The organism is Bacillus sp. LR_5, assembly GCF_042709275.1.
This window is the reverse complement of sequence record NZ_JAVAXX010000221.1, coordinates 1-10,903: the sequence shown is the minus strand read 5'-3', so window position 1 is coordinate 10,903 and position 10,903 is coordinate 1. Positions and strand designations below refer to the sequence as shown.

Sequence of the window (10,903 nt, the reverse complement as noted above, 5' to 3'; positions counted from 1 at the left end):
TAAAGAAATTATCATCGAAGCAATCGAAGCTGCGTTAATTTCTGCTTATAAGCGGAATTTTAATCAAGCGCAAAATGTACGGGTGGATCTAAACCGTGAAACTGGCTCCATCCGTGTATTTGCAAGAAAAGATGTCGTTGACGAAGTATACGACCAGAGATTAGAGATCTCAATTGAAGAGGCACAGGGCATCCATCCGGAATATATGGTCGGCGATGTCGTCGAAATCGAAGTTACACCTAAGGATTTCGGGCGCATAGCTGCTCAAACAGCGAAGCAGGTCGTCACACAGCGTGTGCGCGAAGCTGAGCGCGGTGTGATCTATTCTGAATTTATCGACCGTGAAGAAGACATCATGACAGGGATCGTCCAGCGTCTGGACAATAAATTTATCTACGTGTCTTTAGGCAAAATAGAAGCCTTGCTGCCGGTTAATGAGCAAATGCCGAATGAAAGCTACAAGCCCCATGACCGCATTAAGGTATATATCACAAAAGTAGAAAAAACAACGAAGGGCCCGCAGATTTATGTGTCAAGAACACATCCAGGCCTGTTAAAGCGTTTGTTTGAAATTGAAGTGCCTGAAATTTATGATGGAACTGTCGAGCTAAAATCTGTTGCCAGAGAAGCCGGCGACCGTTCAAAAATTTCTGTTCGCACAGATGATCCTGACGTTGATCCTGTCGGTTCATGCGTAGGGCCTAAAGGCCAGCGTGTGCAAGCAATCGTCAATGAATTAAAAGGTGAAAAAATTGACATTGTCAACTGGTCCAGTGATCCTGTAGAATTTGTCGCGAATGCGCTCAGTCCTTCCAAAGTGCTTGATGTCATTGTTAATGAAGAAGAAAAAGCGACAACTGTTATTGTTCCTGATTACCAGCTGTCTCTGGCAATTGGCAAAAGAGGACAAAACGCACGCTTAGCTGCTAAACTGACAGGCTGGAAGATTGATATTAAGAGCGAAACGGACGCAAGAGAACTTGGAATCTATCCGAGAGAACTTGAAGAAGATGATGAGCCGCTCTTTACGGAGCCTGAAACTGCTGAATCGGATGAATAAGAGGTGACTTTAGGTGAATAAACACAAAAAGATCCCATTACGCAAATGTGTAGTGACTGGTGAAATGAAGCCTAAAAAGGAACTGATCCGAGTTGTACGGTCGAAAGAAGGCGAAATCTCAGTAGACCCGACCGGAAAAAAGAATGGGCGGGGTGCTTATTTAACGCTGGATAAAGAGTGCATCTTAGCAGCAAAAAAGAAAAACACTTTGCAAAATCAATTTCAATCACAAATCGATGACCAGATTTTCGATGAATTGCTGGAACTGGCGGAAAAGGTGAAAAAATAAAATGTCTGGAATGGAATGGTTTCCCTTGCTGGGTCTGGCCAATCGAGCTCGTAAGGTCGTGTCAGGCGAAGACTTGGTAATAAAAGAAATCAGGAATGCGCGTGCAAAGCTTGTCCTGCTTACAGAGGATGCATCATCTAACACAGCAAAAAAAGTAACTGACAAGTGCAATTATTATAAAGTCCCTTATAAAAAAGTCGAGAGTCGCGCGGTTCTTGGACGCTCTATCGGTAAAGAAGCCCGTGTCGTTGTCGCCGTCACTGACCAAGGTTTTGCGAATAAGCTGATCAGCTTGCTCGATTAATATTTTTGGGGGTGAACGAATGGCTAAAATGAGAGTATACGAATATGCAAAAGCGTTAAATGTTTCAAGTAAGGAAATTTTGACCGCACTGAAGAACATGGATTTAGAAGTGAATAATCACATGGCCATGCTTGAAGAAAAGGCCATTAAAAAGCTAGATGCCAAATATAAAAAAGGCGGCGCAGCTGCTAAATCTCAAAAGCCAGCAGAAACGAACAAAAACAAACAGCCACAAGGGGTTAATCAGCAATCAGCTGGAAATCAACCAAATAAAATTCGAGACGGAAAGAAGAATGACGTGCAGAATAATCAATTTAACAAAAACAAGAAGAATAACAACAACAAAAAAAATAAACGCAACAACAACAATAATAAAAACCAACATCAGCAAAAGCCTGTAAAGCCGAAAAAAGAGCTTCCTGAGAAAATTACATTCTCTGGCACTTTAACAGTTGGCGCACTTGCTGAAGAGCTTGGCAAAGAGCCTTCAGAAATCATTAAAAAGCTGATGCTTCTTGGCGTAATGGCAACCATTAACCAAGAGCTTGATAAAGACACAATCGAACTCATTGCATCAGAATATGGTGTTGAAACAGAAGAGGTCATTGTGCTTGAAGAAACAGAGCTGGAAAAATACGAAGAGCCTGATAATGAAGAGGATCTTGAAATTCGTCCTCCTGTCGTGACAATCATGGGCCACGTTGACCATGGGAAAACAACGCTTCTTGACAGCATCCGTAAAACAAAGGTTGTTGAAGGGGAAGCAGGCGGAATCACTCAGCATATCGGCGCTTATCAAATTGAAGAGAACGGCAAGAAAATCACGTTCTTGGATACACCGGGCCACGCCGCATTTACAACAATGCGTGCACGCGGTGCAGAAGTAACTGATATTACGATTCTTGTCGTAGCTGCCGATGACGGTGTCATGCCGCAAACAGTTGAAGCGATTAACCATGCAAAAGCAGCAGAGGTTCCAATCATCGTTGCTGTGAATAAAATAGATAAAGAATCCGCAAACCCTGACCGTGTGATGCAAGAACTGACGGAATACGGACTTGTCCCTGAAGCTTGGGGCGGAGAAACCATTTTTGTGCCGCTTTCCGCTTTAACTGGAAAAGGCATTGATGAGCTCGTTGAAATGATTTTGCTTGTCAGTGAGGTAGAGGAACTGAAAGCGAATCCGAACCGTCAGGCAAAAGGAACGGTTATTGAAGCTGAACTCGATAAAGGCAGAGGGTCAGTTGCGACGTTGCTCGTACAGACTGGAACACTGCATGTCGGTGATCCGATCGTAGTCGGCAATACATTTGGCCGTGTCCGTGCAATGGTCAACGACATTGGCCGCCGTGTGAAAACTGCCGGCCCGTCAACTCCGGTTGAAATTACCGGTTTGAATGATGTCCCTCAAGCGGGAGACCAATTCCTTGTCTTTAAGGATGAAAAAACAGCTCGTTCTGTCGGTGAAGCCCGTGCTTCGAAACAGCTTGAAGAGCAGCGCAGCGATAAAGCGAAGCTCAGTCTTGATGATTTATTCGAGCAAATTAAGCAAGGTGATGTAAAAGACATCAACCTCATCGTAAAAGCTGACGTTCAAGGATCTGCTGAAGCTTTAACGGCTGCGCTTCAAAAAATTGAAGTAGAAGGCGTTAAAGTGAAAATCATCCATACAGGCGTTGGTGCGATTACTGAATCTGACATTATCTTGGCATCTGCTTCCAATGCAATTGTTATCGGGTTTAATGTGAGACCGGACGGAAATGCTAAGAGTACGGCTGAAGCTGAAAATGTAGATATTCGACTTCACCGTATCATTTACAAAGTAATCGACGAGATTGAAGCTGCCATGAAAGGTATGCTTGATCCTGAATATGAAGAAAAAGTAATTGGTCAAGTAGAAGTACGCCAAACATTCAAAGTATCTAAAATCGGTACAATTGCCGGCGGATATGTTACTGAAGGAACCATTACGCGCGACAGCGGCCTCCGTTTAATTCGTGACGGCGTCGTCATCTTTGAAGGCGAAGTAGATGTTCTGAAACGCTTTAAAGACGATGTGAAAGAAGTTTCACAAGGCTATGAATGTGGTATTACAATTAAGAAATACAATGACATTCGTGAAGGTGACATCCTAGAAGCGTTTGTCATGCAAGAAATTGAAAGAACGTGATCGGATTTGCGGAGTGTGAATGCATCATTTATGATGCAGGATCGCTAAAAGAAAAGCGTGCCGTTCTGAAGCGGATTTTAACCAGGGTTCAAAACAAGTTCAATGTTTCGATTTCGGAGATTGGCTATCAGGACACCTGGCAAAGAACCAGCTTCGGAATCGCCGCTGTTTCTTCCTCTCGCGTTCAAACAGAAAAAGAACTGCAGCGCGTCCTAGCGTTTATCGATTCTTTTCCTGAAATTGAACGGACGATCACTAGGACAGAGTGGTTTTAACTTAGAGGTGATTGAATTGAGTATGAGAGCAAACCGTGTCGGCGAGCAAATGAAAAAAGAACTCGGTGATATTATCAGCCGCAAGCTGAAAGACCCGAGAATTGGTTTTCTGACAGTAACGGATGTACGTGTATCAGGTGATTTGCAAATTGCAAAGGTGTATATCTCGGTTCTCGGTGACGAGAAAAAACGGGAAGAAGCGCTGAAAGGGCTGGCAAAAGCGAAAGGATTTATCCGATCCGAAATCGGCAGCCGCATCAGACTTCGAAAAACGCCTGAAATTGAATTTGAGTTCGATGAATCAATCGATTACGGGAATCGGATCGAAACACTGATTCACGAATTACATTCAGAGAAACCATCTGAATAAAAAAAGAGAGGATAGGCGTATATCGTCTGTCCTCTTTCTTCGTTTATAAGAAAAAAACTCAAAAGAAGGAGTGAAAGGCAAATGGTTAACGGAGTTCTCCTTTTACATAAACCTGTTGGCATGACATCGCACGACTGTGTCATGAAGATCCGAAAGCTGTTAAAAACAAAAAAAGTAGGACATACAGGAACGCTCGATCCGGAAGTATCAGGCGTGCTTCCGATTTGTGTAGGAAGAGCGACAAAAATAGTCGAATACTTAACTGAAAAATCTAAAACGTATGATGCAGAAATAACATTGGGCTTTTCAACCACAACAGAGGATCAAACCGGAGAAACGGTGGAAACAAAGCCTGTCAATCACGACATTGATAAAGCGGATGTAGAAAAGGTTTTAAACAGTTTAAAGGGGAAACAAGAACAAATTCCGCCCATGTATTCCGCTGTAAAAGTAAACGGCAAAAAATTATACGAATACGCAAGAGCAGGGATTGAAGTAGAACGTCCGAAACGTATGATAACCATTGAAGACATTGCCCTGACGACTGAGATTAAACATCATGGAGAAACCGCAAGCTTCCGGTTTACAGTGACTTGCTCCAAAGGGACCTATGTAAGGACGCTGGCGGTCATGATCGGAGAAAAGCTCGGATATCCGGCTCATATGTCTCATTTAATCCGTACGGCATCCGGAGATTTTGCTCTCGACGAATGCTTTACTTTTGATGAGCTCGAAGCACAGGCCCAATCCGGGACCGTGGAAGAGCATACAGTTCCTATTGAACGTGCGCTCAATCATTTGCCGAAATGGATCATAAGTGATACATTAGCTAAGAAAGTAGAAAATGGGGCTTTGCTTGAGACGCCCGAGCAGTTTTCTGAAATGACAAGTGAAGACCGTATTGCCGTCTTTACTGAATCCGGAACATGTTTGGCGATCTATTTCCCTCATCCTGCAAAAAAAGGGCTGTTAAAGCCGGCAAAAGTATTGATGCAAAAAAGCGAACAATAGAAAAAAGGTGACCGTTCTGTGAAGACGATACATATTACACATCCTCATCATTTAATAAAAGAGGAGCAGGCAAAATCAGTGATGGCGTTAGGTTATTTTGACGGCGTTCATCTCGGGCATCAAAAGGTAATCGGCACAGCGAAGCAAATAGCCGAAGAAAAAGGTCTGACATTAGCTGTGATGACCTTTCATCCCCATCCTTCTCACGTGTTGGGCAGAGATAAGGAACCAAAGGATCTGATTACGCCTCTTGAAGACAAAATAAACCAAATTGAACAATTAGGCACAGAAGTTCTGTATGTCGTTAAATTTAATGAAGTGTTTGCTTCTCTTTCTCCTAAGCAGTTTATAGACCAGTATATTATCGGCCTTAATGTGCAGCACGCAGTGGCAGGCTTTGACTTTACGTACGGCAAATACGGCAAGGGGACAATGAAGACCATGCCGGATGATTTAGACGGAAAAGCTGGGTGCACAATGGTAGAAAAATTAACGGAGCAGGATAAAAAAATCAGTTCTTCGTATATCCGTACCGCGCTTCAAAACGGAGATGTTGAATTGGCGAATGTCTTGCTTGGACAGCCTTATTTTATTAAAGGAATTGTCATTCATGGTGATAAAAGAGGGCGGACCATCGGGTTTCCGACAGCAAATGTCGGTTTAAATAACAGCTATATCGTTCCGCCCACAGGTGTATATGCCGTAAAAGCGGAAGTGAACGGCGAAGTTTACAATGGCGTTTGTAATATTGGCTATAAGCCGACGTTTTATGAAAAGCGCCCTGAGCAGCCTTCCATCGAGGTCAATCTGTTTGATTTCGATCAGGAGGTATATGGAGCCGCTATAAAAATCGAATGGTATAAACGGATTCGGAGTGAGCGGAAATTCAATGGCATCAAAGAATTAACTGAGCAAATTGAGAAAGATAAGCAGGAAGCCATCCGTTATTTCAGCAATTTGCGGAAATAACTTGCAACGCACACAAATTTTATTCTAAAATATTTGCATATAGGCGCGATTTTTAGTATGATAGTTTTCGTAGTCTTAAAACCATTGCTTGGCAATCCGAAGTCACCGACGGTTGCTAGGTAACTGGGGCTAAATATGATTTGGAGGTGAAACAGGATGGCAATTACTCAAGAGCGTAAAAACCAACTCATCAATGAGTTCAAAACACACGAATCTGATACTGGATCTCCAGAAGTTCAGATCGCTATCCTAACTGACTCAATTAACAACTTGAACGAGCATTTACGTACTCACAAGAAAGACCACCACTCACGTCGCGGTCTTCTTAAAATGGTAGGTAAGCGTCGTAATCTTCTTACGTATCTGCGTAATAAAGACGTAACTCGTTACCGTGAGTTAATTAACAAACTAGGCTTACGTCGATAATCGTAAAAAGCGGGAGGATTCCCGCTTTTTTATCGTATTAAAGCGAAATTTCTTATAACAAATCATTGAAATCCTTTTACATACTACTTTGACATTGATATGTTCAATTCATTTCGTTCATAATAGGAGTAATTGATTATTTCACACAACGAAGAGAGGAGTTCGTAATTGTATGGGACAAGAAAAACATGTCTTTACCATAGATTGGGCCGGAAGAACGCTTACTGTTGAAACCGGCCAGCTTGCCAAACAGGCAAATGGTGCTGTGATGATCCGCTACGGTGATACAGCAGTACTTAGTACAGCAACCGCTTCAAAAGAACCTAAACCGCTTGATTTCTTCCCTCTTACTGTAAACTATGAAGAAAGATTATATGCGGTAGGGAAAATTCCGGGCGGATTTATTAAAAGAGAAGGACGTCCAAGTGAAAAAGCGGTTCTTGCCAGCCGTTTAATTGACCGTCCGATCCGTCCTTTGTTTGCCGATGGATTCCGTAATGAAGTTCAGGTCATCAGCATTGTCATGAGTGTTGACCAAAACTGCTCTTCAGAAATGGCTGCCATGTTCGGTTCATCTCTTGCACTTTCTGTATCGGATATTCCGTTTGAAGGACCGATTGCAGGGGTTACTGTCGGACGCATTGATGATCAATTTATCATTAACCCGACAGTCGATCAGCTTGAAAAAAGCGACATCAATCTTGTCGTTGCCGGCACGAAAGATGCGATTAACATGGTAGAAGCGGGAGCGGACGAAGTTCCTGAGGAAATCATGCTTGAGGCCATTATGTTCGGCCATGAAGAGATTAAACGCCTGATTGCATTCCAAGAAGAAATTGTTGCAGCAGTCGGCAAAGAGAAATCTGAAATTAAGCTCTTTGAAATTGATGAAGAGCTTAATGAAAAAGTAAAAGCTTTGGCAGAAGAGGATCTGCTGAAAGCCATCCAAGTTCATGAAAAGCATGCCCGTGAAGATGCCATTAACGAAGTGAAGAACGCAGTTGTGGCAAAATTCGAGGATGAAGAACATGATGAAGACACAATCAAGCAAGTGAAGCAGATTTTATCCAAGCTGGTGAAAAATGAAGTTCGCCGCCTGATTACTGAAGAGAAAGTAAGACCGGACGGCCGCGGTGTCGATCAAATCCGCCCGCTCTCTTCAGAGGTTGGCCTCTTGCCAAGAACGCACGGTTCAGGTCTATTTACAAGGGGACAAACTCAGGCCCTCAGCGTATGTACGCTAGGTGCTCTGGGAGATGTGCAAATCCTTGACGGCTTAGGTGTCGAAGAGTCGAAACGGTTTATGCATCATTACAACTTCCCGCAATTCAGCGTTGGGGAAACAGGACCGATGCGCGGACCGGGACGTCGTGAAATCGGACACGGAGCACTGGGTGAGCGTGCGCTTGAGCCAGTTATTCCGTCTGAAAAAGACTTCCCTTATACTGTCCGTCTTGTTTCAGAAGTGCTTGAATCAAACGGCTCTACATCTCAAGCAAGCATTTGCGCAAGCACACTTGCAATGATGGATGCTGGTGTACCGATTAAAGCGCCAGTTGCTGGTATTGCGATGGGTCTTGTCAAATCAGGCGAACATTACACTGTCTTGACTGACATCCAAGGCATGGAAGACGCGCTCGGAGATATGGACTTTAAAGTAGCGGGAACTGAAAAAGGCGTAACGGCCCTGCAAATGGACATTAAAATTGAAGGCCTTTCCAGAGAGATTCTTGAAGAAGCGCTTCAGCAGGCGAAAAAGGGCAGAATGGAAATCCTCAACAGCATGCTTGCAACATTAAGCGAATCAAGAAAAGAGCTTTCTCGATATGCGCCTAAGATCTTAACAATGACCATTAATCCTGATAAAATCCGCGATGTCATCGGACCAAGCGGAAAACAAATCAATAAGATCATCGAAGAAACCGGTGTTAAAATTGATATTGAGCAGGACGGCACAATCTTTATTTCCTCTACAGATGAAAGCGGCAACCAAAAAGCGAAAAAAATCATCGAAGACCTTGTGAGAGAGGTTGAAGTCGGCCAACTTTACCTAGGTAAAGTGAAACGGATTGAAAAATTCGGGGCTTTCGTTGAAATTTTCAGCGGAAAAGACGGTTTGGTGCACATTTCAGAGCTTGCGCTTGAACGCGTAGGGAAAGTTGAAGATGTTGTAAAAATCGGAGACGAGATTCTTGTCAAAGTCACTGAAATTGATAAACAAGGACGAGTGAATTTATCCCGCAAAGCGGTGCTCCGTGAAGAGAAAGAAAAAGAAGAACAACAATCTTAAATGAAAACATAAAAGGAGCCTGGGAGACCCGGCTTCTTTATTTTGAAGCTTTTCAAAAGCAGGCGGGTTCTACCTTGTCCCTCTCCTTCATAATGTGAAATGAGGGGGGACAGAACATGTACAAAAAATTTGTACCGTTTGCCGTTTTTTTATTTCTTTTTTTTGTCTCATTTGAGATGATGGAAAATCCGCATGCACTTGATTATATAGGGGCAATGAAAAAAGATACGGTGACTGTCACGGCGTCAAAAGACCAATTATATGAAGAATTGCTTCAAAAAGCGCCGGAGTACGAAGTTAAGCCCCAGAATGCAAGAATTGATAAAGTATGGAAAAGAATTCCAGGCTACAATGGATTAAAGGTCAATATTGAACAATCATATAAAAAAATGAAAAAGCATGGTGAGTTTCGGGAAAAAGATTTGGTGTACAGTCAAGTAAAACCAAGTGTTCATCTTGAGTCACTTCAGCCTGAGCCTATTTATAAAGGAAATCCTGACAAACCGATGGTGGCTTTTTTAATCAATGTGGCATGGGGAAATGAGTATTTGGAAAAAATGCTCCCTATTCTGCAAAAGCACCAGGTTAAAGCTACGTTCTTTTTAGAAGGCAATTGGGTGAGAAACAATGTACAGCTCGCTAAGAAGATTGCAAAAGACGGACATGAAATCGGAAATCATTCATACAATCATCCGGATATGAGCAAACTGACTACAGGAAGAATTTCCGAGCAGCTCGACAAGACTAATGAACAAATAGAACAAACGATCGGCGTTAAGCCAAAGTGGTTCGCTCCGCCAAGCGGAAGTTTCAGAAAAGCGGTTATCGACATTGCAGCAGAGAAACAGATGGGAACAGTCATGTGGACAGTTGATACAATCGATTGGCAAAAGCCGGCTCCGTCTGTACTTCAGACGAGAGTGTTAAGCAAGATACATAATGGTGCCATGATTTTAATGCATCCGACTGACCCTACGGCGGAAAGTCTTGAAGCGCTGATTACACAGATAAAAGACAAAGGATATGCGCTTGGAACAGTCACTGAACTAATGGATGAAACAAGACTATTGAAGTAACAGATGAAGGCAGCTTGTCTTTGAATAGGAGGAACAAATTTGATTAAACGATATACGTGTCAAAATGGTGTAAGAATTGTGCTGGAAAATAACCCGACAGTCCGTTCTGTTGCGATCGGCGTATGGATCGGCACAGGTTCGAGACATGAAACGCCGGAGATAAACGGAATTTCTCACTTTTTAGAGCACATGTTCTTTAAAGGGACGAGCACAAAATCTGCACGCGAGATAGCAGAATCTTTTGATCGTATTGGCGGCCAGGTCAATGCGTTTACTTCAAAGGAATATACCTGCTACTATGCAAAGGTGCTTGACGAGCATGCGAATTACGCGCTGGACGTATTAGCAGATATGTTCTTTCATTCAACGTTTGATGAAAACGAGCTGAAAAAAGAGAAAAAAGTAGTATATGAAGAAATTAAAATGTATGAAGATGCGCCGGACGACATTGTACATGATTTACTGAGCAAAGCCACTTACGGCAATCATTCTTTAGGCTACCCAATTCTAGGCACGGAAGAAACGCTTGCTTCCTTTAACGGTGACTCTCTCAGACAATACATGCATGATTATTATACGCCGGACCGAGGGGTGATTTCGGTAGCGGGCAATATATCTGACAGTTTTATCAAAGATGTAGAAAAATGGTTCGGGTCATACGAT

General features: G+C 42.9%; 12 protein-coding genes. All 12 read left to right on the top strand.

The features are described 5' to 3' along the window. Nucleotides 1–1,060 (top strand): transcription termination factor NusA (gene nusA / locus RAC86_RS28620; protein ID WP_377886286.1); only part of this gene is annotated, 1,060 nt, incomplete at its 5' end. Nucleotides 1,061–1,073: 13 nt separating this feature from the next. After that, entirely contained in the window at nucleotides 1,074–1,349 is a 276-nt protein-coding gene (gene rulR, locus RAC86_RS28615; protein WP_009967250.1) for a glucose-induced regulator RulR, read from the top strand. Between the two features lies 1 nt (nucleotide 1,350). Beyond that, on the top strand, nucleotides 1,351–1,653 hold the full coding sequence (locus tag RAC86_RS28610) for a YlxQ family RNA-binding protein (protein ID WP_003220946.1): 303 nt from the start codon (nucleotides 1,351–1,353) through the stop codon (nucleotides 1,651–1,653). A gap of 19 nt (nucleotides 1,654–1,672) precedes the next feature. Then, nucleotides 1,673–3,823, top strand: coding sequence for a translation initiation factor IF-2 (gene infB / locus RAC86_RS28605; RefSeq protein WP_014479801.1), 2,151 nt, complete (start codon nucleotides 1,673–1,675; stop codon nucleotides 3,821–3,823). Beyond that, nucleotides 3,820–4,098, top strand: coding sequence for a DUF503 domain-containing protein (locus RAC86_RS28600; protein ID WP_003220950.1), 279 nt, complete (start codon nucleotides 3,820–3,822; stop codon nucleotides 4,096–4,098). The genes infB and RAC86_RS28600 overlap by 4 nt, the downstream gene beginning before the upstream one ends. 16 nt (nucleotides 4,099–4,114) lie before the next feature. Beyond that, nucleotides 4,115–4,468 carry a 30S ribosome-binding factor RbfA gene (rbfA, locus tag RAC86_RS28595; protein ID WP_009967251.1) on the top strand — a complete coding sequence of 118 codons (354 nt, stop codon included), beginning with the start codon at nucleotides 4,115–4,117 and terminating at the stop codon, nucleotides 4,466–4,468. 81 nt (nucleotides 4,469–4,549) lie between these two features. Then, a complete protein-coding gene (truB, locus tag RAC86_RS28590; protein ID WP_377886285.1) occupies nucleotides 4,550–5,479 on the top strand; it encodes a tRNA pseudouridine(55) synthase TruB in 930 nt (309 codons plus the stop codon). A gap of 18 nt (nucleotides 5,480–5,497) precedes the next feature. Then, entirely contained in the window at nucleotides 5,498–6,448 is a 951-nt protein-coding gene (gene ribF, locus RAC86_RS28585) for a bifunctional riboflavin kinase/FAD synthetase (RefSeq protein WP_015252082.1), read from the top strand. Nucleotides 6,449–6,604: 156 nt separating this feature from the next. Then, nucleotides 6,605–6,874, top strand: coding sequence for a 30S ribosomal protein S15 (gene rpsO, locus RAC86_RS28580; protein WP_003220957.1), 270 nt, complete (start codon nucleotides 6,605–6,607; stop codon nucleotides 6,872–6,874). A 172-nt stretch (nucleotides 6,875–7,046) separates the two neighbouring features. Further along, on the top strand, nucleotides 7,047–9,164 hold the full coding sequence (gene pnp / locus RAC86_RS28575; protein ID WP_003231897.1) for a polyribonucleotide nucleotidyltransferase: 2,118 nt from the start codon (nucleotides 7,047–7,049) through the stop codon (nucleotides 9,162–9,164). Nucleotides 9,165–9,280: 116 nt separating this feature from the next. Next, nucleotides 9,281–10,240 carry a polysaccharide deacetylase family protein gene (locus RAC86_RS28570; RefSeq protein WP_377886284.1) on the top strand — a complete coding sequence of 320 codons (960 nt, stop codon included), beginning with the start codon at nucleotides 9,281–9,283 and terminating at the stop codon, nucleotides 10,238–10,240. A 39-nt stretch (nucleotides 10,241–10,279) separates the two neighbouring features. Continuing rightward, nucleotides 10,280–10,903 (top strand): M16 family metallopeptidase (locus RAC86_RS28565; protein WP_377886283.1); only part of this gene is annotated, 624 nt, incomplete at its 3' end.